Below are 27,000 nucleotides of genomic sequence, written 5' to 3' on the forward strand. Positions count from 1 at the left end.
AGCCGTAATGGCTTTGTTCTTTGTAACCTTGATTCTTTGTAACGATGAATCACGTCGAATAGTTTTTGTGGTGGCGAGGTATCTTTGGGGAAGAAAAAAGTGCCCCCGAAAGGATTCGAACCTTCGACACCCAGCTCCGGAAACTGGTGCTCTATCCACTGAGCTACGGGGGCACGGTGCTACATCGTCTACGGACGATGGATGCAACGACTATCCACGATACCAGAAGCACCCGAGGAAGACGATATTTGCGGTGAACAATTTAGGTGCAATATCAACAACACAAAACATCTAAAAGTGGGGAGGAGACGCCGAATCTACGATTTACCCTATAGAGAAACTTGGCTCACCGATACTTTTAGGTAAACTTATCAGCATGACACCTGAAGAACTCTCAACGGCAATTGCACAAATCCTCTCTAACACCGTTAACGCTGGTGAACTAACCCTCAACGGTGAAGAACAACTTCCCACCGTTAAAGTGGAACGACCAAAGAACCGTGAACACGGCGATTGGGCGACCAATATCGCTCTGCAACTTGCCAAAAAAGTGGGTAAAAATCCTCGAGAAGTTGCACAGATTCTTGCTCAACCCATATCAGATATTTCAGGTGTCGCATCAGTAGACATCGCAGGCCCCGGATTCTTAAACATTGTCCTCGAAGCAGGCGCAGCAGGAGAACTTGCACGCACCATCGTCACAGCTGGAGAAGCCTTCGGACACAACGACACCCTCGCCGGAAAAACCATTAACCTCGAATATGTTTCCGCTAACCCTACTGGACCTATCCACCTTGGTGGTACCCGTTGGGCTGCGGTAGGAGATTCTCTCGCGCGTATTCTTGAAGCTCAAGGCGCAAACGTTGTACGAGAATACTACTTCAACGATCACGGCAACCAGATTAACCGTTTCGCACGTTCCCTTCTTGCTTCCGCACGAAACGAACCTGCACCCGAAGACGGTTACGGTGGAAACTACATCTCTGAAATTGCTCAGGACATTCTCAAAACTCACCCTCATGCTCTTGAGAGTGAAGACCCCCAAGAAGTGTTCCGCGCTGAAGGCGTCGAACTCATGTTCTCCCAAATCAAACGCTCTCTGAAAGAGTTTGGTGTGGAATTTGATGTGTTCTTCCACGAGAACTCCCTCTTCGAATCTGGAAAAGTTGATGAGCTCCTCGAAAAGCTCAAAGAATCATCAAACCTGTACTTCGCTGATGGTGCATGGTGGCTCAAATCTACCGATTACGGTGACGATAAAGATCGCGTCGTCATCAAATCTGACGGGAACGCCGCCTATATCGCCGGAGATATCGCCTACTTCCAAGATAAGATTCACCGTGCACAAAACCCCGCAGACATCGCCATTTACATGCTTGGTGCAGACCATCACGGGTACACTGCACGTCTTAAAGCTGCTGCCGCCGCACTTGGCGATGATCCACGTCGCGTCGAAGTGATGATTGGCCAGCTCGTCAATCTCGTCAAAGATGGAAAACCTGTACGTATGTCTAAACGTGCCGGAACCATCGTCACCCTTGAAGACCTCGTCGAAGCAGTTGGAGTAGACGCCGCACGCTACACACTGACACGCTACTCTGTGGATTCAAATATTGATATTGACCTTGATCTGCTCACCAAGCAGAGCAACGAAAACCCCGTATTCTACGTTCAATACGCACACGCTCGTACCTGCGCTGTCGCACGTAACGCAGAACTTGCCGGGGTGAACACCGACCTCTTTGACCCGCAAGCGCTTGACTCTGAACTCGACGCTCAGCTCCTTGGCGTGCTCGGAGAATACGCTAACACCGTCAAAGAAGCAGCGCTCTTCCGTGAACCTCACCGTGTAGCACGTTACGCCGAAACATTGGCTGGAACATACCACCGCTGGTACGGTTCTTCACGTGTCGCACCACGTGGTGACGAAGAAATTACCGCCGTACATAGCAGTCGCTTGCTCCTTAACAACGCCACCGCACAGGTGCTTCACAACGCGCTATACCTGCTGGGTGTAACCGCACCAGAAAGAATGTAACGTGAGCGACCAAACACCTCTTTACGTGCCGTCGTGGCTACAAATGCCCGAACACCCAGAAGTTCTTGAACCTACCATTTGGGAGCAAAACTTTTCACGGGCAGAATCTGGCGAACTACTCGTCGACGGAACACCGGTTGAACAGCTGCGTGAACGTTTTGGCACTCCACAATACGTTTTTTCGGAGTCTGTTTTTCGTCGGCGCGCTCGTACCTTTAGAGTTGCTTTTGAGCAAGCTTTTGAAGCAGTCGGGGCGCCGGTATCTATCTACTATGCTGGTAAGTCTTTTCTGTGTAGCGCTGTTGCTCACTGGGCAGATGACGAAGGGCTTTACCTTGATACTGCTTCGGGCGGGGAACTCGCTTTAGCTATCCGTGCCGGTGTGCCGGCACATAAAGTTGCTTTACACGGTAATAACAAGTCTGACGCTGAGATTCGTCGTGCTTTAGAGTACGGTGTTGGTCGTATCGTCGCTGATTCTGTGCCTGAAGTTCAGCAGATTGCTCGGATTGCTGAGTCGATGGGTGTTATTGCGCCGGTACTTTTACGTTTGACTCCTGGTGTTCATGCCTCAACTCATGATTTCATTGCAACCGCACACGAAGATCAAAAATTTGGTCAGTCGTTGGTATCTGGGACAGCTGAACTGAGCGGGTTAGATTCGCAGACGTTAACCGGTTTGGGTATCGGCCAAGAAGATTCTTATGCAACGGTTGCAGCGGTGTTAGCTCATCAAAGCCAACACCTTGATTTTCGTGGTGTGCATTGCCATATTGGGTCGCAAATTTTTGAGGCAGATGGTTTTATCGCTGCTGCCACAAAGGTGCTTGAATATATGCAATATCTGAATCAGCGTCTAGGTATCAACCTTGCTGAGCTTGACTTAGGTGGCGGTTACGGTATTGGGTACACCTGCTCAGATACTCCGCGTGAAGCTGAACATATTGCTCAAGAACTAGCAGATTCTATTGCGCAAACGTGTGAGCGTCTGTCGATGGCTATTCCTCATATGAGTTTTGAACCGGGACGTTCTATTTCTGGTCCTTCTGGAATGACTTTATATACGGTAGGAACGGTCAAAGATGTTGCTGTTGAAGACGAGAATGGTCAGACGCGTGTCCGCCGGTATGTGTCGGTAGACGGTGGTATGAGTGATAACGCTCGTCCAGTCTTGTATGAAGCAGACTATACGGCAGTTTTAGCGAATCGTGCTCCCACGGGGGAGCAGGTGCTTTCTCGTGTGGTCGGTAAGCATTGCGAATCGGGAGATGTCGTGGTGCGTTATGTTTATCTTCCACAAGATATCCGTGCCGGCGACATGTTGGCTGTTCCGGCAACTGGCGCGTATTGCTATGCGTTGAGCTCAAACTACAACTATTTGACGCGTCCGCCGGTGGTTTCTACAGCGACTGATCGAGAGCCATCTGTGATTGTTCGCGGTCAAAGTGAAGATGAGATGCTCTCTTATGATGTAGAAATAACACAATAGTTGATGTTGATTCATATAACGACATAAAAGAACGCACTGCCGTAACGCTTGGATATCTCTAAGCTAAGGCGTGCGTTCTTTTGTAGAACCTGCAAAAATAACGATAGTTGATGAGCGCTTCTCTCCTGTGATGGGGAAGGAGACGATACACCCCTTATCCATAGAAAGATTGGTGAGTTGTACCCGATGAAAAAGATTAAGGTAGCCCTTTTAGGAGCGGGTACTGTTGGTTCTCAAGTTGCTCGTATTCTTTTAGAGGACGCTGTTTCCTTAGGACAGCGTATCGGTGCTGATATTGAGCTTATTGGTATTGCTGTACGTGATGTAACGAGTTCTCGTGATTGGAATGCTCCTGCATCGTTGTATACAACTGATGCGGAATCATTGATTGACGCTGCGGATGTTGTGATTGAGCTTACCGGCGGTATTGAGCCGGCGCGTACTCGTATTCTTCGTGCTCTTAACGCTGGTAAGTCTGTAGTCTCTGGTAATAAGGCTTTATTGGCGCAGCATGGTGCTGAGCTTCAAGCGGCAGCGAAGGCTAGCGGTGCTCAGCTTTCGTATGAGGCAGCTGTTGCTGGTGCTATCCCTATTCTGCGTCCGTTACGTGATTCTCTTGCGGGGGATCAGATTCAACGTGTTTTGGGCATTATGAATGGGACGACTAACTATATTCTTGACCAGATGGATACCACTGGGGCGCAATTTTCTGATGCTTTAGCGCAGGCGCAAGAGCTTGGTTATGCAGAGGCTGATCCGACGGCTGATGTTGAAGGTCTTGATGCTGCTGCTAAGGCTGCAATTGTGGCGTCGTTGGCGTTTCATTCTGAGTTTACGCTGGCAGATGTACATTGTGAGGGTATTAGTGCTATCACTGCGGAGGACGTTCAGGCTGCCGCATTAGATGGGTATGTTATTAAACTTTTGGCTATTTGTGAGCGTCAAGGTGAGGGGATTAATATTCGTGTTAGTCCTACGCTTGTTCCGCGTGAGCATCCTTTAGCGTCTGTGCATGATGCGTATAATGCGGTGTTTGTTCAGGCTCGTGACGCCGGTGAGCTGATGTTTTATGGGCCTGGTGCAGGAGGTGCTCCGACTGCCTCTGCGGTGTTAGGTGATTTTGTGTCGTTGGCGCGACGTATGGTTCTTGGTGGTGCTGGTGTTCCAGAGTCTACCTATGCTGGTTTGTGTGCTGTTGGTATGGACGAGGTGGTGACTCGTTTTGCTATTGGTTTGCGGGTTGAAGATAAGCTCGGTGTGCTGGCTAATGTTTCGCGTATTTTTGCTGAGCATGGGGTTTCGTTGCAGGCTGTGCGTCAGGTGAAAGATCGTTCGGGGGATTCTGCGGTGATTCGTTTGGTTACTCACCGTGCAAGTGATATTTCGGTACGCCGGACGATGGCTGTTGTGGATTCTCTTGAGAGTGTTCGCGAGATTATTTCTGTTGTGGCGGTAGAAGGGGAGTAATTTTTCCTTGTGTGCTGTTGTGTTTGTGGAGAAAGTGTGACTTCTATGCCTGTTTCTTCTGGTATTTCACGTGGTTTCGTGGCGGATTATATTCCGGTGGGTCGGCGCGTTAGTGTTCGTGTTCCTGCTACGAGCGCTAACTTGGGCCCGGGCTACGACTCGTTGGGTGTGGCATTGTGTCATTACGATGAGTTGGAGGTGACCCGCATTTCTGAGGGCTTAGAATTTGATATTTGTGGTGCTGGTTCTCAGAGTGTGCCTCGTGATAGTTCTCATCTAGTGGTTCGAGCGATGATGAGGCTGTGGGAGGTTGTCGGTTTAGAGGGGTTGCCTGGTCTTCATCTTCGGGCGAAGAATAATATTCCTCATTCTCGAGGTTTGGGCTCTTCTGCTGCTGCCATTGTTTCTGGTGTGTATGCGGCTAATGCGTTGTTACCGGAGTCTTTGCGTAAGGGTGCTGCCGAACTTTTGACGATTTGTTCGGATATGGAGGGGCACCCCGATAATGTTGCTCCTTGTTTAGATGGTAATTTTGCGTTGTCGTATGGTGAATTGGGGCAGTGGTATACGTTGAATGTTGCTGTGCATGAAGAAATTTTTCCGGTGGTTGCGATTCCAGAGTATGAGGTGTCTACTGCTAGTGTTCGGGCGTTGATTCCGGAGGTTGTGAGCCATCGTGATGCTGCGGTAAATTCTGCGCATACGGGGTTATTGACTCAATCTTTGCATGCTTATCCGGAGCATCTTTTTGCGGCGACCGAGGATTTGTTGCATCAGCAGTATCGTGCTGATGCGATGCGTCCGTCGTATGAACTGGTGTGTTTTTTGCGTGAGCGTGGGTACTGTGCGGTGATTTCTGGTGCTGGGCCGACGGTGATGGTTTTGGGCCGTTCGATGTCGGAGCGTAGCGAGGTGATGGATGCTATTGCTGAGGGCCTTGAGCGTTCTGATATTGGCGAATATGGGTCAGAAAAGCTTTTTTGGCGTGTATTACCTGTAGATATTGATCGAGAAGGTGCTATAGTTACTGGAGAAGAAACCGTTATCTGACCTCTTATGGTGAAGAAAAATGGTGTTTCTTTGACACAAGGCGGGATAGCTAAGAAGCAGCTATTTCGTGTTTTATGTTGTAAAGTGCTGATATTTTGTAATGGAAGACTTTACGATTCGTATGCGTTTTCAAGCATGTGCATAGCCGTGCGCTTGGACGTCTAACTTTCACATGACATTCTCTTGAGAAACTCTTTTCCTTGTTTTCTTGGAATATTGTGTCTGCCCTATCACCAACTTTTTCGATGTCGGTGTGTGGTGTGTGCGGATGCATGTGGGTTAACTATTCACTGGGCTATCTGATGTCTGGTGTGGCACTTATTCTGTTGTGCCGATCATTACCGAATCTTATTTCGAATATCGAGGGGGAAGGAACCTTCTTGGCTGAAACTACCGACCGTACCGCTGGTGCGGAGGAAACTAAATCGCCGTCTTTGAGCACTCTCAAACTTACTCAGCTTCAATCTCTAGCAGTACAGCTAGGTATTACGGGTGCACGACGTATGCGTAAATCTAATCTTGTTGAAGCTATTTCTAACCATCAGCGTGGTGGTGCAATGGCTGAGCGCGAAGAGCAAAGTGCTGAATCTCAGGAGCAGAAACCTGCTAAAGCTCAAAAAACTACTCGTAAGCGTACCGTCCGTGGTGCAAAGAAGGTTGAGGAATCTTCTGCTGCTGAGGTAGAGACTTCTAGCGAAGCCGGTGAAGCAGATTCTGCTCAGCCGTCAAAGAGCGAGAAGAGCGAAAAGAAAACTACGCGTCGTCGTTCTTCCCGTAACGCTCAGGAGAAGAACCTTTCACAGTCTTCTGAAGAATCTTCAGCTCAGGAGCAAGAGAATGGGGAAGCGGGGGAATCTGAGAAGACTACTCGCCGTACTCGTACTCGTACTGATCGTCGCCGTAAGGGTTCTGAGCAGAAACATGATGAGAAGAAGAATGTTTCTTCTGAAGAGGTAGAGAATACTTCTGCTGAGGATGTTTCTGTTGCCGATGAGAGTTCAGAACGTTTTGAGGATGATGAGCGTCCTCAGCGTAAGCGTACTCGTAATCGTCATGACCGTAACGACCGCGACCGTGACCGCGAGCGTGGAGACCGTGACCGTAACGACCGCGGCGAGCGCGAAAATTCACATGGTCCTGATGAAGACCGCCGTGGACGCAACCGAAACAACCGACGCGAACGCCAAAACGAACGTCGCAACCGAAACAACCGACGCCATCACAATGATTACGACGAACCAGAAATCAGCGAAGACGATGTACTCGTTCCTGTCGCCGGTATCTTAGACGTCCTCGAAAACTATGCGTTTGTCCGTACCTCCGGATACCTCCCCGGACCTTCTGACGTCTACGTCTCTTTGAACCAAGTCAAACGATACGGGCTACGTAAAGGCGATGCTATTGTCGGTGCTATCCGCGCTCCTCGTGAAAACGATAAGCACAACAACCGTCAAAAGTTTAACGCGCTACTACAGCTGACCTCTATCAACGGTCTTGACCCTGAAACTTCAAAGAACCGTCGTGACTTTAGCAAACTTACCCCGCTATACCCTCAAGAACGTCTACGTCTTGAAACCGATGCGAAGAAACTGGGCACCCGTGTGGTTGACCTCATCGCACCGATTGGTAAAGGCCAGCGTGGATTGATTGTCTCACCTCCTAAAGCAGGTAAGACTCTCATGCTTCAGTCCATCGCTAATGCGATTACGACTAATAACCCTGAAGTTCATCTGATGATGGTACTTGTTGATGAACGTCCTGAAGAGGTCACCGACATGCAGCGCACTGTCAAGGGTGAAGTGATTGCTTCGACCTTTGACCGTCCCGCAGACGACCACACAACCGTTGCTGAACTCGCTATTGAACGCGCAAAGCGCCTTGTCGAACAGGGGCTGGATGTTGTCGTTCTACTTGACTCGATGACTCGTTTGGGACGTGCCTACAACCTTTCAGCGCCGACTTCTGGTCGTATCCTCTCTGGTGGTGTAGACTCTGCGGCACTGTACCCACCTAAGAAATTCTTCGGTGCAGCACGCAACATTGAAGAAGGCGGCTCCTTGACCATTCTTGCCACCGCATTGGTTGAGACTGGTTCTAAGATGGATGAGGTCATCTTCGAAGAGTTCAAAGGCACTGGCAACATGGAATTGCGTCTATCTCGTCAGCTGGCAGATAAGCGAATTTTCCCTGCGGTGGATGTTACCTCTTCGGGTACTCGCCGTGAAGAGAATCTTCTTTCACCAGAAGAAATTAAGATTATGTGGCGTTTGCGTCGTGTTCTTGCTGGTCTGGAACAAGAGCAGGCTCTTGGCGTACTCACCTCAAAGCTACGCGAAACCCAATCAAATGTTGAGTTCCTTTTGACCGTTCAAAAGTCCGGTTTGGGAACGAATACAGGAGACTAGAGATAGTTGGTGTGTGCCGTCTTTGGATGAGACGGCACACACGTATCATATCGACCACTATTATTTGCACTAAAAGTCGAGGGATGGACGCTCTCGCGGATAGTAAAGAAGGCATATTTTGTACGAAATTCAGTCTCTGCTTGATGAGCATGCTGATCTTCAGAAACAACTAGCAGACCCAGCAGTTCACGCAGATCAGGGTAAAGCCCGTAAACTGGGGCGACGCTATTCTGAGTTGAACGGTATCGTTGAGGCTTATCATCGTGTCAACACTTTGACTGAAGACTTGCAAGCAGCTCAAGAAATGGCTTCCGAAGACCCAGACTTCGCTGAAGAAGTCCCTGTTCTACAACAACAACTTGACGAGGCCTCCGAAAAATTACACCGTCTTCTCATTCCTCGTGACCCTGACGATGGACGTAACGTCATCCTTGAAGTCAAAGGCGGAGAAGGCGGAGACGAAGCAAGTCTTTTCGCTGCAGACTTGTTACGCATGTATTCTCGTTATGCTGAGTCTAAGGGTTGGAAGACCGAGATTATTTCTTCGACGAGCACCGACGTCGGCGGTTATAAAGATGTTCAGGTTGCTATTAAAGGGCAGTCAACAGACCCTGCAGAGGGCGTTTGGGCGCATCTCAAGTACGAAGGCGGTGTGCACCGTGTTCAGCGTGTTCCCGCTACTGAGTCTCAAGGACGTATTCACACTTCAGCTGCCGGTGTTTTGGTGTTTCCTGAAGTGGATGAGCCTGAAGAAATTGAGATTAACCAGAATGATTTGAAGATTGACGTGTATCGTTCTTCTGGTCCTGGTGGTCAGTCAGTGAACACAACAGACTCTGCTGTGCGTATTACTCACTTGCCTACTGGCATTGTGGTAGCTATGCAGAATGAGAAGTCTCAGATTCAAAACCGTGAAGCGGCGATGCGTGTGTTGCGTGCTCGTCTTCTGGCATGGCAGCAAGAACAGATTGATGCTGAGAATGCTGAAAAGCGTCATTCTCAGGTGCGTACCATGGATCGTTCTGAACGTATCCGCACCTATAACTTCCCTGAGAACCGTATTGCTGATCACCGTACTGGATATAAGTCCTATAACCTTGATGCGGTACTTAACGGAGACCTCGAAGCGGTCGTTCAGTCTGCTATTGCCATGGATGAAGCGGCTCGTTTGGAGCAGTTAGGTCAGGAAGAGAACTAGATTCTTGAGTTCAGAGTTTATGCTTATGCCCGATGAGGAGCTTGATTCCGCTCTTCGTCGGGCATCGGCGCACTTAGCAGAAGCTGGAATTGATCAGGCTGAGGTTGATGCTCAGCTACTTGTAGCGCATCTTCTTGAACAAGAAACCGGAGAGGTTATTTCTCGCGGGAGAGTTCAAGCCTTAGCGTTAGTGGGTGCGCCTGTTCCTGCCGGATACGAGAAACTGGTGTCTTTGCGGGCTGAGCGGATTCCGCTACAGCATCTTACCGGTGTTGCGTATTTCCGTTCTCTTAAATTGTCTGTTGGGCCTGGTGTTTTTATTCCTCGTCCTGAAACAGAACTTCTTGTCGAACACGCTTTAGGGCGTGTGGATAGGTTACGTTCTGTTATAGATTCTCCTATCCGTATTCTTGATTTGTGTACTGGTTCTGGTGCTATTGCGGCGGCTTTGGCAACAGAACGACACCATGTAGATGTGACAGCTGTTGAGCTGAGCGATTTGGCGTATGCTTGGGCGGAGCGTAATCTTCAAGGAACGGGCGTTCGCTTGGTGCAAGCTGATGCCAGAGATGCTCTCGAGGGAGAAGAGGGGAGTTACGATATTGTTGTGAGTAATCCTCCGTATATCCCTGAGAACGCTATTCCGTGTGATGTGGAAGTCCGTGAACACGACCCTCATATGGCGCTTTATGGTGGTAGTGAGGATGGTATGAGAATTCCGCGGGCTATTGCCTCTCGGGCTTTTGAACTTCTGAAGCCTGGTGGGTATTGCATCATGGAGCATGCTCAGACTCAGCGTGAGGTGATGGTTGAGACTTTTGAGTCTTTAGGGTTCAATGCTATTGAATCTATTGACGATTTAGCCTCTCGTGCACGACATACTGCCGGTGAGAAACCGAATTATTCGCAGAATAATTAAGAGAATATCCGTAGAGTTCTTTGAGAACATGAGAGAATAAACCACGTGAAAGCTACCCTGTATTCAACCGATACTGAACAGAACCGTACTGAGGCGCTTGCTGCTGCTCAGAAAGCTATTAAAGAGAAGAAAACGATTGTTCTTCCTACCGATACCGTGTATGGTATCGGCGCTGATGCGTTTTCTCCTGAAGCGGTTACTAAGTTACTCTCTGCTAAGGGGCGTTCACGGCGTATGCCTCCGCCGGTGTTGATTTATAGTTCTTCTGTTTTACCTGGTCTTGCTGATGAGGTCTCTGCTGATGCTTCTGCTTTGGCAGAAGCGTTTTGGCCCGGTGCACTCACCATTATTTGTTACTCTCAGCCGTCTTTGAACTGGGATTTGGGGGATACTCAAGGAACTGTCGCTCTTCGTGTTCCTGACGATGAGGTTGCTATTGATGTGCTTCGTTTAACGGGCCCGTTAGCGGTGTCTTCTGCTAATAAGACAGGTCGTCCTGCCGCGGTGGACGCGCAAGAAGCTTTAGACCAGTTAGGTGACGATGTTGAGCTAATTCTTGATGCTGGTTCTCGTGCTCTTGACGGTGAGGATGCTGAGCATACTGTTCCGGTGGCTTCTACTATTGTGGATTGCACGGGGGAGCAGGCTGTCGTTGTTCGTGAGGGTGCTATTTCTCTTGATGCTTTACGTGAAGTTGTTCCGGAGATTGTCACGAAAGCTGAGTTAGAGTCTCGTAGCCAGTTGAAAGATCCTCAGGAGAATCATGATGAATTCTCTGAACTTGATGATGACTTTTTAGAATCTGATGAGTCGTCGGATACTCCTAGTTATCGTCAAGCACCGGTGCCGGCTTCGGGTAGTTTACATGAACGTCTTGTTTCGGAGTCTTCACCGGTATCTGGTATTGATCAGCGTCGTTCTTTGGCTCAGCCGGTGCGTTCTGTCCGCCAGCCGTTAGATACAACTGTGACGAAGCCGTTGAGTACTGCTCAGGCTCATTCGTTGGTGTTTGACGGTGCTGAAGATGAGAGTTCAGCGAATTAATGTGTTCTCCTCATAAAAATATGGGGTGCTTCTCACGTTGGTGAGGAGCACCCCATATTTTTATGGTTTTATGATGTTGAAGAGGAACGGTATTTTCGGTCCTTTTTACGTCCGAGGGCAAGATGAGCGCTTCTGAGAACTTCTTGGATTCTTGGTTCTGGAATGAGCCCATGATGACGTGCCCAAGAGTCATCTATTCTTTGTCCGAACCACATGACTTCTACACGGCGTACAGTGCCTTGAAAACGGTCGTCTAAAAGGCGGGAGAAAGCGTAGCCGCTTCTAATGATGCCTTGGCATAGTTGATGAGGTAGGGTGAATGGGCGTCGTCGACCAGCATCAATGAGAACGGAGGAGCAGGTGCTTCCTTCCCACGGCTGAACAACGATTGCTGGTAGTCGTTGAGGGAATTGACCGACCATGGACACGAATTCTGCTAATGCGTAGGATGATGAAACAGGTGAGGATTGCTGACCTGTTCCGGCAACGGAGCCGAGGAATGAAGACGCAATTTTTGCAAAGGATTCTGTGGTTTTACGTCCTGAGCCTTGCACACTGGTTGCACGGATAATACATATTTCTGGTGTGCGAGCGTGTTGTTGTGATTCTTCTAAGAGCATGAGGAGTACTTTTTCTCCGAGTGCTTTTGAGAAAGAATATGCCGAAAAGGGTGAGGTTTTGATTTCGTTGTTGAGTACAGGGGAGGAACCTTGTACTGCGGCAGATGACATGTGAAGTATTCTTTTGACACCGGTACGTTGGGCTGCAATAGCGATAACTGCTGGTAGCAGGGCGTTGGCTCCGATGAGAGGTGCTAACTCTTGTTGGTGTGGGGCAGCTAATCCTGATGCGTTAATGACGACGTCTGCTCCAGCAAAAGAATCAGCCAGAGAGTTGATGATTCCTTCGAGCCTATAGGCTTCTTTGATGAGTGCTTGCGGATTTGTCTGTGATGTTGCAAGACGAGGAGCTTCGATAGGGTCGCTGTCGATGCCGTCTGCTTGTAGACGTGCAATAATGGACGACCCGACGAATCCGCTTGCTCCAATAACTTTCCAGCTTGCCTCAGCCACAATGTCCCCTTTCTAGACCCGTCGATGAGGTTAATGACGGGCTGATATACCTAACATAATCATAAGTGGTGCAAAATCACTAACAGACACAGCAACCTTTTAGGTATCTTATGGGTGATAAAAGGGGTGTCACCGTCTGATGTTCAGTAAACTAGCTAGAGTTGTTCAATACTGACAAGTAGAGAGCATCGACGATTTGAGCTCTTAGCAGGTGCTTAGAGTTGTATGAATCCTAGAAAGGTTATGGTCTAGAGGTAATGTCGCATCTTCATAGCTCCCAACGAGTACCTAACTCAGCGACGAGTTCTCAGGACCATATTGTAGCGGTCGTTGTGACCTATAACAGGTTGGATCTTCTGCGTATGACCATGGAGGGAATACGACAGGGTGCTTGCCGTCCTGATTGTGTTGTGGTGGTAAATAATGATTCTGCTGATGGGACGGCTGCATATTTAGATGACCTTGAATATGACATTCCTTTAGATATTATTCATTTATCTAAAAATACTGGTGGCGCTGGTGGCTTTGCTGTTGGTATTGATCGTGCGTTGTTTACTCATCAGGCAGATTTGGTGTGGGTGATGGACGACGATACTCAGCCTTTAGAAAATACTCTTTTAGCCAGTTATCGTGCGTGGCGTGATTATTCGGTGATTCGTTCGGAACGCCCTGCTTTTGTTGCTTCTCGTGTGGTGTGGAAGAACGGTCTTGACCATCCGATGAATACGATGCGTACCATGTTTGGGGCTACTCGTCGTCAACATCAGTTGGCGCAAAAAGTGGGTGGGCGTCCAATTCGTTCTGGGTCTTTTGTGTCGTTGCTCATGGACGCTGCTGTGATGCGTCGTGTGGGGTTGCCTTGGGCTGATTTTTTCATCTGGAATGATGATTTTGAGTATTCTACGCGTTTGGCTCATCATCGGCATGCTATTGCTGTGGCTGATTCTGTGGTGGTTCACCATACTAAGACTTTCGGCACAACAGATGCTGACCCCGGGAAACGTTTTTATAATGATGTGCGTAATAAGATATGGGTGTTTACACGTTGTCGTACGCTCACTCCTTTAGAAAAAGTGCTGTACAGCGGTTCTACGGTAAGACTGTGGTGTAGTACTTTATTGCGTACTTCAAAGAAAAAAAAGTACGCCGGCTATTTCTATCATGGTATTAAAAGTTCTTTGAAGCCTTTTCGTTCTAATCAGGACGTGCTTGCTGGGGCGTATGATTTTTCAGATGTTCGTCAGCAGTGTGTGTCGTGTTCTTCGCCTGATCAGAAGTTTTCGGTGTTGATGAGCACTTATTCTCGTGATGATGCACGTTTCCTTGACCGTGCTATTGCCTCGAATACGGTTGAGCAGAATCGAGCTCCTGATGAGTTTGTTTTGGTCAAAGATGGTGTTCTAACACCTGAGTTAGATGAGGTCATTGAGCGTTGGTGTGCTCGTTCTCGAAAAGGTGAGGTGTGCCCGATTAAGGTGGTTTCGTTACCTCGTAATGCGGGTCTTGCAAATGCTTTGAACGAGGGGCTTAAAGAATGTTCCTATGATGTAGTGGCTCGTGCTGATGCTGACGATATTTCTTTACCGCATCGTTTTGAACGTCAGCTTCCTGAGTTGGTTGGCAAGAATGTTGCGGTGCTTGGTTCGTCGATGTTTGAAGTATCTTTGGATGCTTCTTATATTGAGTCTGAACGGCATGCTGTTCTTGGTTCTGAGCAGATTCGTTCTGCTTTTGCTCATCGAAATCCGATGTTTCATCCTACGGTGATTTTTCGCAAGTCTGCAGTGGAAGCTGTTGGGGGTTATGAGGAAGTCCCTGGAGCTGAGGATTATTGGTTGTGGAGCCGTATGAATGCTGCTGGCTTTGTGTTCCAGAATATTGCTGATTCTTTGGTGAAATATCGTACTGGTGCTGGTGTGTATACCCGTCGTGGCGGTGTGGGTGCTTTTACTAAGGATGTGAAAGTGCAACAGACTCTTTATAACGGCGGTATGATTAACAAGACTGATTTTGTGACGAATTTAGGTGTTCGTCTAGTGTATCGTTTTGTTCCTGTTGGATTACGTAAAAAGGCTTTTCGGTCGTTGATTGGTAGTGGGCAGGTTGATAATAACCTGCGGAAGGAAAAATGTTCATGACGGATATGTCCAGTGATATGGTGCATGATTCTTCTGCACGCCTTGAGCGCGACCATAAACAGCGGTGGATTTATTATCGTATGGCCTTGGACGCTGGTGCTTGGATTGCCGCTTTATTCATTGGGTTCTTCTTGAGGTATGGAAGTTTTGAGCTGATTAACCCATTCGGTTTTTCTGTGGTTACTGCGATAGCTCTAAGTATTCAGCTTGGAGTTGGGTATGCCGTTGGTTTGTACAGTAATCGTTTACCGTATGGTTCTTTTGCAGAGACGAAGCTTCTGGGGTATACCGTTTTATCTGCTGTGGCAGTTATTCAGGCTGTTCTTATTCAGTTTTCGTGGCATATTGGTGTGCCTCGCTCAGCAATATTAATTGTTGCGCCTTTTGCTCTGATTATTATGTCAGTGTTCCGTTATTTTAAGAGGATGCTTCAGGAATATCAGAATCTTTCTCCTGTTGATAAGGCAGTTCCTGTGATTGTGTATGGTGCAGGTTTTCTTGGGCAACAATTAGTGACGAACCTATTATCGGACCCGAGCTCTCTCTATCATCCTGTTGCACTTGTTGATGATGATCCTTCGTTACGTAATCAGCGTATTCAGGGTGTTCCTATTCGAGGAACCCGTGAAGATCTTCGTCATTTGGTGACGAGGCTTGGCGCATCTGCCGTTATTTGTGCAAAGAAAGAATTGCCGCTGGGGTATCAGACGGTTGCGGAGGAGATGCGAAGTTTGGGTGTGGATTTTTTGCATTATGCTGGAGTGACGGCTGGAGTGAATGGGAATCTCCATTATGAATACCCTTTAATGAGAAATCCTGAGCTTGAAATAGATCGTAGAATTATTGAGGCTGTACGCGGAAAAGTCGATTACAACGTTGAGCGCCAGGATATTTTTCAATATTTACAGGGTAAGCGTGTTCTTGTGACTGGTGCTGGTGGGTCTATTGGATCTGAGTTGTGCCGTCAGATTATGGAGTATGAGCCAGAAAAATTAATCATGCTCGATCGTGATGAGACCTTGCTTTTAGACGCCCTTTATGGAATTAAATATTCTGGTTCTTTAGCTGATGACGGTATCGTGGTTGCTGATATTCGTGACGTTGAGGCTGTGAACAATGCTTTTGAAGAACATCGTCCACATGTGGTTTTTCATGTTGCTGCGTTGAAGCATGTGGCTGCTCTTGAATCGAATCCGAAAGAGGGCTGGAAGACTAACGTTCAAGGAACGCTTAACATTCTTGAAGCTGCATCTAAAGTAGAGGTTGATGTTTTTGTGAATATCTCTACTGATAAAGCTGCTGACCCGAAGAGTGCTTTGGGGCAGTCCAAACGCACCGCTGAAAGACTGTGTAGCTGGTACGGGCAAACTACTGGAAAAAAATATGTTTCCGTTCGTTTCGGTAACGTTTTTGGTTCCAGAGGTTCTGTTAAACCGCTATTTATCAAGCAGATTCGCAATAATAAACCGTTAACGGTGACAGATGCTGAAGCTACCCGTTTTTTCATGTTGGTTGATGACGCCTGTGCATTGGTCCTTCTTGCTGGTGCCTTGGGCAATAGTGGCGAAGTTCTCGTTCTGGATATGGGACAGGCTGTTCCTATCGAGAAAATTGCTCGGCAAATACTTGAGGTGTATAAGTGCCCTGACCTTGATATTCAATACACCGGATTACGGGATGGCGAAAAGTTAGAGGAAGTTCTTTTCAGCAAAGAAGAGAAAAACGTTTCGAATGAGAAGAATAAACATATTTCTCATGCTCATGTTCCGCCGTTTGCACCAGCAGATTTAGACTATGAGCAGTGGTGTCAAAACTATATTAATCACCGTGGGTATGGGCGAAAATAGGATGACCTGCTATCCTCTCGTGTCTTTTCAGAATGGGGTGTTGTCGTGGAAAACATTATGATGTGGGTTCCTGCCTTCGTTGCTTTTATGGTGAGTCTTTTTTTGCCCCGGGCAATTATTCCTTTGCTGAAAAAATGGAACATGGTGGATATTCCAACTGAACGTTCTTCGCATCACCGTCAGACGTTGAGGGGGATGGGTATTGCCGCTGCTGCTGGCACTTGTATCGCTTATATTCTCGCGATTGTTTTCGGCATGATTTCTATTGACCGTTCTGTTGCGCTTTCTGTTTTGGTGGGAATGCTTGGCTCAGTAATTCTTGGTTGGCTCGAAGATTATCGAGGCGTTCCTATTCTTTGGCGTTTTGGTATTCAACTTGCTATCGGCGTGGTCGTGACATCTTTGCTGACCTATTCTTTGCATACATCGTGGGTGTGGGTTCCTCTAGCGGTTTTGGCCATTGCCGCTTATATCAACGTTGCAAACTTTATGGACGGCTTGAACGGTATTTCTGGGTTGCACGGTTTTATTGTTGGCGGATTTTATGCTTATGCCGGTTGGGTGAATGATCTCAATTGGTTGTTTATTGGTGGCTCTGCTTTATCACTGGCGTATTTAGCATTTTTACCGTGGAATCTTAGAAGTGTTAATAATGTTTTCTTGGGGGATTCTGGTTCTTACTTTTTAGGTGGTTCTATTGCGTCAATGGCTGTTGGCGCTTTTCTCTCTGGAGTGTATTTAGAGTATTTGTTATCTCCTGTTTTGGTGTATTTGGCGGATACGGGTGTGACTCTTTGGCTGCGTATCTATCGTAAAGAGAAGTGGTATTGTCCGCATCGCCAACATGCTTATCAGCGTTTGACCGATGTTGGTTTATCCCATATCCAAAGTGCTTTAGTGGTTTCGTTGTTGACTATTTTTATTTCGGTTCTTGCTATTGTGACGTTGCCGTATGAAACTCAGGAAGCTATTTGGGCCGGTTTACTGACTTTTGTGTTGCTTGGTATGTATTTGTATTCTCCTCAGCTGGTGAAGAAATTTAAAAAAGATAGCCTTGAAAAGAGTCAGGGGCAAGGGTCTGTTGATGGGCAGTAATAGCTCTGTCTGGAAAAACATTTTCTTTTCGGTGAGTAAAATTGTTATTCCAGTAACGATCACAGGTATTATGGTGGGAGCACTTATTCAAGGGCGCTGGGGTTTTCTAGCTTTCTTGGTAGGTAGTCTCATCGTTCAGATATGGTTTAGCATAGATGTTCTTGTTGCTCATCGTGCTGAGCGTGTTTCGATGGCAAATGTGGCACGCCAAATGGTGGTGTGCTACGTCATTAAAGTAATGATTGGTGCAATGTTGCTACTGATTGTTCCTTTGCCACAAGCGATGACGAATGGTTGGATGCTATCTGGCGCTTTGATTACTACATTGGTGTGGTTAGTGATGACAATGAAGAGCATTATGGCAATGCGTATCTTGTATTTTGCTGATCATGATTAAGGTAGATAGTCAGAATAAGTGTGAAGGAAATAAAAAGTGAGTAAAGCGCAGAATCCTTGGTGGCGTGGCGATAAAAAGCTTCGTACTACGGGAGAGCTTGTTGCAGGTGGCGGAATTGCTGGGGCAATCATGACTTTGCTCTATGTCATATTGGGCATTGCTATCTGGAGTTTGGTAGGCTTTGTGCTGGATCACTTTTTAGGAACTCGATGGTTAGTTTTTGCTGGTGCCCTTGTTGGCGCAATCGGAGGGTTCTACCTCGTTTGGTATCACATGACGAACCGTAACTGACCACATCATTGAGTCACACATAATTTTTCAATAACATACTTATATGTACACGGTCATTTTGACCAATACTTTGATGCAAGAAAGGACTTGCCTTGATCGTAAACGGGCTTGTTACCGCCGCGGGATATGTTCCTCCCACGGTTGAAGATACTCATCTTCCCGATATTTTCACGATTGGTTCGTTTGGTTTCGGCAAGCAGATGCTGCTGGTGATACTTTCCGTTGTCATCGTCGCAGCATTTTTTATGCATGCAGGTCGCAAGCGTGCGATGGTTCCCGGACGTGAGCAATTTATCGCAGAGAGCGGTTACCTTTTTATTCGTAACTCTCTAGCAAAAGAACTCATTGGCGCTCACGCATATAAGCCTTTTGTGCCATTGCTCTTTACTGCTTTTTTCTTCATCTTGGTTAATAACCTTTTTGGTTCTATCCCTGGTATTCAGCTACCTCCAATGTCTCACGCTGGCGCAGCGTATGTGATGGCAGGCTTCGCATGGTTTACATGGGTTGGCGTAGGTATCAAACGTAAGGGCTTTGGCACGTTCTTCAAAGATCTCACCATGCCTTCTGGTGTTCCTCCTATCTTGTACATCATTCTTGTACCGATTGAGTTCCTCTCAAATCTTTTGATTCGCCCTGTAACTCACGCCCTTCGTCTTTTTGCGACGATGTTCGGCGGACACATGGCGATTTTGGTTGCTGCATCTTTGACTCAGTACCTCATTGTTGAGGTGGGGGGATTCGGTTCTCTTGCAGCTGTAGGTTCTGGTGCTCTCGGTCTATTCTTCTACTTCCTTGAACTGATGATTCAGTGCATTCAGGCGTACATCTTCACGTTGCTTCTAGCTGTTTATCTACAAGGTTCAGTTTCAGAAGGACACTAAAAAAGTTTTCTCAAGTTCATCTAGAGCTTGAAGGATATAGCATCCCGTAACATGCGGGTAATCACCACATAATCAAAACTCTGCTCGTTGAACAAAACACATAACGGGCACTGTTGAAAGGAAACAACATGGCAATCGCAGGCTCCCTGAGTGTTATCGGCTACGGTCTTGCATCTATCGGTGGCGGTATTGGCGTTGGTCTAATCTTCGCTGCTTACATGACTAGCGTTGCTCGTCAGCCTGAGTCACAGCGCACTCTTCAGCCAATGCTCTTCATGGGCTTCGCTTTGGTTGAAGCACTTGCAGTTTTGGGTCTCATTCTCGCGTTCATTATGTAATAAAGGCTCACGCCTTATTCTCTAATCTATAGAACAGGAATTTTCCCTATGTCATATTTGATGGCTGCTGGAGAGGAGCACAGCGTTAGCCCTCTCTTCCCGAATGTTTGGGAAATGGTCATTGTCTTCATCGGGTTCCTGATCCTCCTCCTCATCGTTACCAAATACGTTATCCCGATGTTCGAAGAGATCTATCAGGAACGTAAAGAGGCTATTGAGGGCGGTCTTGCTAAAGCTGAAAAAGCTCAGGCAGAAGCGGCCGCAGCACGCGAAGAGTACAACCAACAGCTTGAAAGCGCTCGTTTGGAAGCACAGAAGATTCGCGAAGAAGCTCGTACTGAGGGTGAAGCAATTCTTGCTGAGTTCAAAGAACGTGCAACTGTTGAGGCTCAGCGCATTACCGATAATGCACAGAAGACTATCGAAGCTGAACGTGTAGCTGCTCTAGTTTCTCTTCGCTCAGAGGTAGGAACTTTAGCAACATCTTTGGCTGGCAAAATTGTTGGCGAATCCCTTAACGATGATGAGCGATCAGCTCGTGTAGTAGATCGTTTTCTTGCTGACCTTGAAACCGAGCAGCAGAACGCAGGTGTAGCTCGGTAATGGCAGGAGTATCTACTGAATCACTGAAGAAGGTGGAAGCGGTTCTTGCTGCACAGCGTGCAGTAAGTCCTGACTATCTTGCTAAAGAGCTGTTTGCTGTTGTTGACGTCCTAGACGCTGATGGCGGTCTGCGACGAGCACTGACCGACCCTTCTCGTAGCGAACAAGCACGCGAAGGAATCGTTCAGAAAGTATTTCGCGGTAAGGTCTCGGAGCCGGCACTGAACGTTTTTGTAGCGGCTGCAACTGCACGTTGGTCTGCTGAACGTGATTTAGCTGATGCTCTCGAGCATGTGGCTGTTGATGCAACAGCTCAAGCTGCAGAGGTACGCGCAGGCGCCAACGCTTTGGAGACGGTTCTTGATGAACTACTCACTTTCATCAACACTTTGAATTCTTCTGCACCAGCACAGATCGCTCTTAACGACGACCGTGCACTACCAGAAGCAAAGAAAAAACTTGCCCTCACTCTTGCTGGTTCTCCAGCAACAGCTGAAGGCCAGTTGTTGATTGAACGTGTGAGCGTCGCACCTCGCGGAATGACACCTGCACGTTTGGCAGAAAAATTCGTTGAAATTATCGTCAAACGTCAAAAACGCTCGGTTGCACGTGTTGTATCAGCCCGACCTCTAACCGACGCACACATCGAAAAGTTGCGCCGTGGGCTTTCACAAGCCTATGGACAAGAACTGAAGCTAGACATCACCGTTGATCCTCAGGTAATAGGTGGACTCAAGGTTCAAGTTGGAGACGACATTATTGACGGCACCGTCCAGTCACGTCTGAACGAACTCAACCGCTCTATCGTTGCCTAAGACCACGGATTGCATACGCAATAGTGATTTAGCAGATACAGATGGAAGGTGCGGTTCTTCTCACCACGGTGGTTAGAAGAACGTACCAACCGTAAAGCAAGTTTCGGTTTTCACCCACGACCTGTGGGGGAGAACCACACATTAGGAGAGCAGGGACAAAAGATGGCCGATTTGACCATCAACGCCGACGACGTCCGTAACGCGCTAAACGAGTTTGCAGCGTCTTACGAACCCGGCAAAGTAGAACGAGTAGAGGTGGGTCGAGTATCGTCAGCATCTGACGGTATCGCCCGCATTGAGGGTCTTCCCTCCGTCATGGCTAATGAGTTGCTTCGTTTTGAAGACGGCACTCTTGGCTTGGCGCAGAACCTAGACACCCGCGATATTGGTGCTATTATCCTTGGCGATTTCACCGGTATCGAAGAAGGACAAGAAGTACACCGCACCGGTGAAGTTCTTTCCGTACCCGTAGGCGACGCATACCTTGGTCGTGTTGTTGATCCTCTGGGTAACCCCATCGACGACATGGGACCTATCGAAGCTGAAGGTCGCCGTGCGCTAGAACTACAGGCACCTGGTGTTACCCAGCGTAAGTCTGTGCACGAACCATTGCAGACCGGCCTTAAGGCTATTGACGCAATGATTCCTATCGGTCGCGGACAGCGTCAGCTCATCATTGGCGACCGCCAGACCGGTAAGACCGCTATCGCCGTCGATACCATTTTGAACCAGAAAGCTAACTGGGAATCTGGCGATCCTCAAAAGCAGGTTCGTTGTATCTATGTAGCTGTCGGTCAGAAAGCATCGACTATCGCTGCAGTACGTAGCACCCTTGAAGCACGCGGCGCTTTGGAATACACCACCATCGTTGCTTCTCCTGCATCTGATGCAGCAGGCTTCAAGTACCTCGCACCTTACACCGGTTCTGCTATTGGTCAGCACTGGATGTACGGTGGCAAGCACGTTTTGATTATCTTTGACGACTTGTCAAAGCAGGCAGAAGCATACCGTTCTGTTTCCTTGCTTCTACGCCGCCCACCAGGACGTGAAGCATACCCCGGCGACGTCTTCTACTTGCACTCTCGTTTGCTCGAGCGTTGCGCAAAGCTCTCTGACGAGCTAGGCGCTGGTTCGATGACTGGTTTCCCCATCATCGAAACCAAAGCAAATGACGTCTCCGCGTTCATTCCTACGAACGTTATTTCCATTACCGACGGACAGATCTTCTTGCAGTCTGACCTCTTCAACGCAAACCAGCGTCCTGCAGTTGACGTAGGTATCTCGGTTTCTCGTGTGGGTGGTGCCGCACAGACCAAGGCCATGAAGAAAGTCTCCGGTACTCTCAAACTCGACCTTGCACAGTTCCGCGCAATGGAAGCTTTCGCAATGTTCGCTTCTGACTTGGACGATGCGTCCAAACAGCAGCTCACTCGCGGTGCTCGTTTGACGGAGCTTTTGCGTCAGCCTCAGTACACCCCGTACGCGGTTGAAGAGCAGGTTGTTTCTATCTGGGCAGGTACGAACGGATACCTTGATGACGTTGAGGTCTCTGACGTACTCCGTTTTGAGAAAGAGTTCATCGACTACCTCCGTCGTTCCACTGGCGTCTTGACCGCTATTAGCGAGTCCGGAAAGCTTGAAGACGACACTGTAGCTGCATTGAAGAATGCGGTTGCTGAAGTCAAGCGTAACTTTTCCTCTGAAGGTACTAGCCACCTCGTAGACGCTGGTCATGAGGAGCATAAGCCAGTATCTGATGCGGACGTATCTCAGGAAACCATCGGTTAGCGATAATCCTGATGTGGTTGTGCTGTTCTGAGCCTAACAGCGTAGAACAGCACAACTGCTAGGACTGAAAGGAAGCTCTATGGGAGCCCAAATTAGGGTTTACCGCCAGAAGATTAATTCGACCTCGTCGATGAAAAAAATCTTCAAGGCGATGGAGATGATCGCGACCTCTCGTATCAATAAGGCACGTAAGAGCGCAGATGCTGCAAGCCCTTATGCTGCTGCTTTGACAAAGGCTGTTACTGCTATTGCTACTCAGCACCCCATTCAACACCCGTTGTTGACTGATACGTCTGTTAAGCATCGTCGTTCAGCTATTTTGGTGATGACGAGTGACCGTGGCTTAGCTGGATCATACTCTTCATCCGTTTTGAAAAAAGCGGAGGGTCTGATTGAGAAGTTGCGTAGCGAAGGTCGCGAGGTTCAGCTTTACCTTGTTGGCCGTAAAGCAAAATCATATTTTGAATTCCGTGAACGCCCGTATGAGCGTGCATGGGAGGGTAACACCGATAACCCCAACGTCGAAATGGCTATCGAAATGCGTGAAGCTTTGCTTGATGCGTATGAGCGTCCTTTCGAAGAGGGCGGTGTCGATGAATTGCATATCGTGTACACCGAATTTTTGTCGATGGTAACTCAGGAAACAAAGATTCTTCGTCTACTACCGATTGCTGTTAAAGAAGCACGTCGTATGGGTGAAGAAATTGTTCCAGGTGTTCGCCTTGATGAAGAGCAATTTGAACAGGATGCTATGTTCGAGTTTGAACCTAGCCCTCAGGAAGTGCTGGACGCGTTGATGCCTCGTTATGTGGCGTCTCGTCTGTACGCCTGCTTATTGCAAGCTGCTGCTAGCGAACTTGCTTCTCGCCAGCGTGCGATGAAGTCTGCTGGTGATAACGCAGATGAACTTGTCAAGAAGTACACTCGTTTGATGAACAACGCTCGTCAGGCTGAGATTACTAACGAGATTTCTGAGATTGTCGGTGGCGCTGACGCCCTCGCCGCATCTTAACAGAAGACCAACCAATAACTTTCTCTTATTAGGTAAGTGAGAACTATGACCTCCACTGTAAATGAATCGGCAGCTACGCCGACTCAGGGCGCTACTGGCCGCATCGTGCGCGTCATCGGCCCTGTTGTCGACGTTGAGTTTCCTGCCGGTCAGGTACCGGATATTTACAATGCGCTCACCGCTGATTTAACTCTCGGTGGCACTACTACTACGATTACTTTCGAGACCGCTCAGCACTTGGGCGACTCTATCATCCGCGCAATTTCTTTGAAGCAGACCGACGGTTTGGTGCGTGGACAGGCTGTTGTTGACACTGGAGCACCTATTTCTGTTCCTGTGGGCGACGGCGTGAAAGGACACATCTTCAACGTTCTCGGTGACGCTCTTGACGTCGATAACTCCGAGATTAAGGCTGACACTTACTGGCCTATTCACCGTACTGCTCCTGGCTTCGCAGAACTTGAAGGTTCTACCGAAATGCTTGAGACCGGTATTAAGTCCATTGACTTGCTGACCCCTTATATTAAGGGCGGTAAGATTGGTCTGTTCGGTGGTGCGGGCGTTGGTAAGACCGTTTTGATTCAGGAAATGATTACCCGTGTGGCTCGTAACTTCGGTGGTACTTCTGTATTCACCGGTGTAGGTGAGCGTACTCGTGAAGGTAACGACCTCTGGGTTGAAATGGAAGAAGCCGGCGTTCTTAAAGACACCGCGCTTGTATTCGGTCAGATGGATGAGCCTCCGGGAACTCGTCTCCGTGTGGCTTTGACTGGTTTGACCATGGCGGAATACTTCCGTGATGTGAAGAATCAGGACGTTCTGCTCTTCATCGACAACATCTTCCGTTTCACTCAGGCAGGTTCTGAGGTATCCACCCTTCTCGGTCGTATGCCTTCTGCTGTGGGTTACCAGCCTAACCTTGCTGATGAGATGGGCTTGTTGCAGGAGCGTATTACCTCAACTCGTGGTCACTCTATTACCTCTATGCAGGCTATTTATGTTCCTGCGGATGACTACACTGACCCTGCTCCAGCGACAACCTTCGCTCACTTGGATGCAACAACTGAGCTTTCTCGTGAGATTGCTTCTCGTGGTCTGTACCCTGCTATTGACCCGCTTTCCTCAACCTCACGTATTTTGGATCCGCAGTACATCGGTAACGAACACTACGATACTGCTATCCGTGTGAAGGCTATTCTTCAGGAGAACAAGGAACTTCAGGACATCATCGCGATTCTTGGTGTGGACGAACTTTCTGAAGAGCAGAAGGTTGTTGTTTCTCGTGCACGTCGTATTGAGCAGTTCCTCTCTCAGAACACTTACACTGCGAAGCAGTTTACCGGTGTTGAGGGTTCAACTGTTCCTTTGAAGGACACCATTGAGTCCTTCCAGATGATTTGCAACGGCGATGTAGACCACATCCCTGAGCAGGCGTTCTACAACATTGGTGGTATGGACGATGTCTTCCGCCGCTACGAGGAAATCAAGGCACAGACTGGAGCCAAGTAATGACGGCACTAAAAGTCGAGGTTGTATCTCGTGAACACCGTGTGTGGGAGGGCGAGGCGAAATATGTTCGTGCTCGCACTGTCACCGGTGATTTGGGTATCCTTCCGGGGCATATCCCGACGTGTGTTCTTCTTGCTGAAGATGGTGAGCTGTACATTGAGCCGGTTTCTGGTGAGCCGATGACGACCACTCTTCAAGAGGGGTTTTTGACGGTTTCTAATGACCGCGTCACTATTGCTGCTAAGCACGCGAAGGTCTAAATAAACCTCATATGAGAAGAGGTGTTTGTTTCTTCTCCTTCTGTTCAGAAGGGTGAAGAAGCAAACACCTCTTGTTTTTAATGGTGGTGCTCTAACACTGTGAGTCTAAGAGCATGATGAATTTTTATATGGTGTTATATTTTGGGGTTTAGAAGAGTCGGTTTTCTGATTGGTCTACTCCGCGCATGGCGTCGTAGTCGAGGCTGATACAGCGGATACCGCGGTCTTCTGCGAGGGTTCTCGCTTGTGGTTTGATGCGTTGAGCTGCGAATACGCCCTTGACGGGGGCAAGTAGCGGGTCACGATTGAGTAGTTCGAGGTATCGGGTGAGCTGTTCAACACCGTCGATGTCGCCTACACGTTTGAGCTCTACCGCAATGGATGCACCATTGGCGTCTCGTGCCATGATGTCAACAGGGCCGATAGCGGTGGGGTATTCTCTGCGGACGAGAGTATATCCGGCACCGAGGGTTTCGATTTGTTCGGCAAGGAGGCGTTGTAGATCGGATTCTACGCCGTCTTTGACGAGTCCGGGGTCGATGCCGAGGTCGTGGGAGAGTTCTCCGATGACCTCGTAGATTCTGATGAGAAGACGGTCGTCGCTTTTGGCTGCTTGTACCGTCCATAATTGTTGTATTTCGGGGTCTGCCAGTTCGGTGAATTGGCTGCTTTGGGTGAGTTTTTCTCCCTCTAGGACGTGCATATTGACCGGTGGGTTCATCCAGTTCAGGGGCTTATAGGAGCCTCCGTCGGAGTGGATGAGTACCGAGCCGTCATTTTTGAGCATGAGTAGGCGTGTGGCACGGGGGAGGTGGGCACGTAATCTGCCCTCATAATCTACGGAACATTCTGCTATAACAAGTCGCACGCACATAACTCTAACAGTTTGTGCAGGCGCTGGGTGTCGATTCTGTGGGCGTGTATTTGAGTGTGAGCCGGATATGTACGATAGTAGTATTTATGTCCCGCAATTCTTCTCGTCGTCGTAATGGCAATTCTGGCCGTGCTCCTAGTAAGTGGCAGCGTGCCGCTGTTTCTTCTGGCCGTGATATTTCGAGGATTCTTGATCCGTCTCCGACGGTTGAGGTCGCTTCAGATGGTCACTGGTATGTGCAGTATATGCCGGCGGTGAATGCTCGCAAGAATTATATTTGTCCTGAATGTGGGCGAACTATTAGCCCCGGTGTTGCACATTTGGTGGTGTGGCAAGAAAATCATCTTTTTGGTAAGGCTCAGGCTATTGCTGAGCGTCGGCATTGGCATCAGAGGTGTTGGCAGACTCGTCGCCGTTGATATTTTAGGTGTAATCCTGCAATAGGACGGGGTGTGGGGTATGAAGA

24 protein-coding genes and 1 tRNA gene are annotated in these 27,000 nt (G+C 48.3%); 22 read left to right on the plus strand and 3 right to left on the minus strand.

The genetic code is table 11. The annotated features are described in order from the left end of the window. Nucleotides 1-100: 100 nt before the first annotated feature. A tRNA-Arg gene (locus ACN081_RS03110) sits at nt 101-173 on the minus strand. A 203-nt stretch (nt 174-376) separates the two neighbouring features. On the opposite strand from ACN081_RS03110, the gene argS reads away from it, so the two are divergent. The 8 genes from argS (at nt 377) to ACN081_RS03150 (ending at nt 11,610) form a co-directional block, all read left to right on the plus strand. Next, entirely contained in the window at nt 377-2,038 is a 1,662-nt protein-coding gene (gene argS / locus ACN081_RS03115) for an arginine--tRNA ligase (protein WP_419106927.1), read from the plus strand. A 1-nt stretch (nt 2,039) separates the two neighbouring features. Next, nucleotides 2,040-3,527, plus strand: coding sequence for a diaminopimelate decarboxylase (lysA, locus tag ACN081_RS03120; RefSeq protein WP_419106928.1), 1,488 nt, complete (start codon nt 2,040-2,042; stop codon nt 3,525-3,527). A 186-nt stretch (nt 3,528-3,713) separates the two neighbouring features. Continuing rightward, nucleotides 3,714-4,994 carry a homoserine dehydrogenase gene (locus ACN081_RS03125; RefSeq protein ID WP_419106929.1) on the plus strand — a complete coding sequence of 427 codons (1,281 nt, stop codon included), beginning with the start codon at nt 3,714-3,716 and terminating at the stop codon, nt 4,992-4,994. 45 nt (nt 4,995-5,039) lie between these two features. Continuing rightward, nucleotides 5,040-6,044, plus strand: coding sequence for a homoserine kinase (gene thrB / locus ACN081_RS03130; RefSeq protein ID WP_419107002.1), 1,005 nt, complete (start codon nt 5,040-5,042; stop codon nt 6,042-6,044). A 380-nt stretch (nt 6,045-6,424) separates the two neighbouring features. Then, the gene (gene rho, locus ACN081_RS03135; protein ID WP_419106930.1) at nt 6,425-8,449 is read left to right on the plus strand and encodes a transcription termination factor Rho; all 2,025 of its coding nucleotides are present in this window, start codon (nt 6,425-6,427) and stop codon (nt 8,447-8,449) included. 118 nt (nt 8,450-8,567) lie between these two features. Further along, nucleotides 8,568-9,647 carry a peptide chain release factor 1 gene (gene prfA / locus ACN081_RS03140; RefSeq protein WP_419101483.1) on the plus strand — a complete coding sequence of 360 codons (1,080 nt, stop codon included), beginning with the start codon at nt 8,568-8,570 and terminating at the stop codon, nt 9,645-9,647. A 4-nt stretch (nt 9,648-9,651) separates the two neighbouring features. Beyond that, entirely contained in the window at nt 9,652-10,566 is a 915-nt protein-coding gene (gene prmC, locus ACN081_RS03145; RefSeq protein WP_419103619.1) for a peptide chain release factor N(5)-glutamine methyltransferase, read from the plus strand. Nucleotides 10,567-10,611: 45 nt separating this feature from the next. Further along, nucleotides 10,612-11,610, plus strand: coding sequence for an L-threonylcarbamoyladenylate synthase (locus ACN081_RS03150; protein WP_419106931.1), 999 nt, complete (start codon nt 10,612-10,614; stop codon nt 11,608-11,610). Nucleotides 11,611-11,678: 68 nt separating this feature from the next. On the opposite strand, the gene ACN081_RS03155 is transcribed toward ACN081_RS03150, so the two are convergent. Then, a complete protein-coding gene (locus ACN081_RS03155; protein WP_419103617.1) occupies nt 11,679-12,683 on the minus strand; it encodes an NAD-dependent epimerase/dehydratase family protein in 1,005 nt (334 codons plus the stop codon). 257 nt (nt 12,684-12,940) lie between these two features. Here ACN081_RS03155 and ACN081_RS03160 point away from each other — a divergent pair, with 257 nt between their 5' ends. The 13 genes from ACN081_RS03160 to ACN081_RS03220 all read left to right on the plus strand — a co-directional run bounded on the left by ACN081_RS03160 (nt 12,941) and on the right by ACN081_RS03220 (nt 25,660). Continuing rightward, entirely contained in the window at nt 12,941-14,821 is a 1,881-nt protein-coding gene (locus tag ACN081_RS03160; protein ID WP_419106932.1) for a glycosyltransferase, read from the plus strand. After that, nucleotides 14,818-16,668: a polysaccharide biosynthesis protein gene (locus ACN081_RS03165; RefSeq protein WP_419106933.1), complete on the plus strand. Its 1,851-nt coding sequence runs from the start codon at nt 14,818-14,820 to the stop codon at nt 16,666-16,668. The genes ACN081_RS03160 and ACN081_RS03165 overlap by 4 nt, the downstream gene beginning before the upstream one ends. Before the next feature lie 45 nt (nt 16,669-16,713). Continuing rightward, nucleotides 16,714-17,763 carry an MraY family glycosyltransferase gene (locus ACN081_RS03170; RefSeq protein WP_419106934.1) on the plus strand — a complete coding sequence of 350 codons (1,050 nt, stop codon included), beginning with the start codon at nt 16,714-16,716 and terminating at the stop codon, nt 17,761-17,763. Next, nucleotides 17,753-18,160, plus strand: coding sequence for a hypothetical protein (locus tag ACN081_RS03175; protein WP_419106935.1), 408 nt, complete (start codon nt 17,753-17,755; stop codon nt 18,158-18,160). The genes ACN081_RS03170 and ACN081_RS03175 overlap by 11 nt, the downstream gene beginning before the upstream one ends. Nucleotides 18,161-18,196: 36 nt before the next feature. Beyond that, entirely contained in the window at nt 18,197-18,451 is a 255-nt protein-coding gene (locus ACN081_RS03180) for a hypothetical protein (RefSeq protein ID WP_419103612.1), read from the plus strand. A 92-nt stretch (nt 18,452-18,543) separates the two neighbouring features. Beyond that, a complete protein-coding gene (gene atpB / locus ACN081_RS03185; protein ID WP_419103611.1) occupies nt 18,544-19,335 on the plus strand; it encodes a F0F1 ATP synthase subunit A in 792 nt (263 codons plus the stop codon). Nucleotides 19,336-19,463: 128 nt separating this feature from the next. Beyond that, nucleotides 19,464-19,673, plus strand: coding sequence for an ATP synthase F0 subunit C (atpE, locus tag ACN081_RS03190; RefSeq protein WP_419101473.1), 210 nt, complete (start codon nt 19,464-19,466; stop codon nt 19,671-19,673). Nucleotides 19,674-19,721: 48 nt separating this feature from the next. Continuing rightward, nucleotides 19,722-20,276: a F0F1 ATP synthase subunit B gene (locus ACN081_RS03195; RefSeq protein WP_419103610.1), complete on the plus strand. Its 555-nt coding sequence runs from the start codon at nt 19,722-19,724 to the stop codon at nt 20,274-20,276. Beyond that, entirely contained in the window at nt 20,276-21,091 is an 816-nt protein-coding gene (locus ACN081_RS03200) for a F0F1 ATP synthase subunit delta (RefSeq protein ID WP_419103609.1), read from the plus strand. The genes ACN081_RS03195 and ACN081_RS03200 overlap by 1 nt, the downstream gene beginning before the upstream one ends. Before the next feature lie 162 nt (nt 21,092-21,253). Continuing rightward, complete coding sequence (gene atpA / locus ACN081_RS03205; protein WP_419103657.1) at nt 21,254-22,879, plus strand: F0F1 ATP synthase subunit alpha; 1,626 nt, start codon at nt 21,254-21,256, stop codon at nt 22,877-22,879. Between the two features lie 79 nt (nt 22,880-22,958). Then, nucleotides 22,959-23,891, plus strand: a complete 933-nt coding sequence (locus ACN081_RS03210; protein WP_419103608.1) for a F0F1 ATP synthase subunit gamma — start codon at nt 22,959-22,961, stop codon at nt 23,889-23,891. A 45-nt stretch (nt 23,892-23,936) separates the two neighbouring features. Continuing rightward, nucleotides 23,937-25,400 (plus strand): F0F1 ATP synthase subunit beta, encoded by a 1,464-nt coding sequence (atpD, locus tag ACN081_RS03215; protein ID WP_419101469.1) that lies wholly within the window; start codon nt 23,937-23,939, stop codon nt 25,398-25,400. Beyond that, nucleotides 25,400-25,660, plus strand: coding sequence for a F0F1 ATP synthase subunit epsilon (locus ACN081_RS03220; protein WP_419101468.1), 261 nt, complete (start codon nt 25,400-25,402; stop codon nt 25,658-25,660). Before atpD ends, ACN081_RS03220 begins: the two co-directional genes overlap by 1 nt. 148 nt (nt 25,661-25,808) lie before the next feature. On the opposite strand, the gene nucS is transcribed toward ACN081_RS03220, so the two are convergent. Continuing rightward, entirely contained in the window at nt 25,809-26,528 is a 720-nt protein-coding gene (nucS, locus tag ACN081_RS03225) for an endonuclease NucS (RefSeq protein WP_419106936.1), read from the minus strand. Nucleotides 26,529-26,620: 92 nt separating this feature from the next. Between nucS and ACN081_RS03230 the strand changes: the two genes are divergently transcribed. Then, nucleotides 26,621-26,953 carry an ATP/GTP-binding protein gene (locus ACN081_RS03230; RefSeq protein ID WP_419101466.1) on the plus strand — a complete coding sequence of 111 codons (333 nt, stop codon included), beginning with the start codon at nt 26,621-26,623 and terminating at the stop codon, nt 26,951-26,953. Nucleotides 26,954-27,000: the final 47 nt, after the last annotated feature.

Source organism: Rothia sp. P13129, from assembly GCF_048512865.1.
GTDB lineage: Bacteria > Actinomycetota > Actinomycetes > Actinomycetales > Micrococcaceae > Rothia.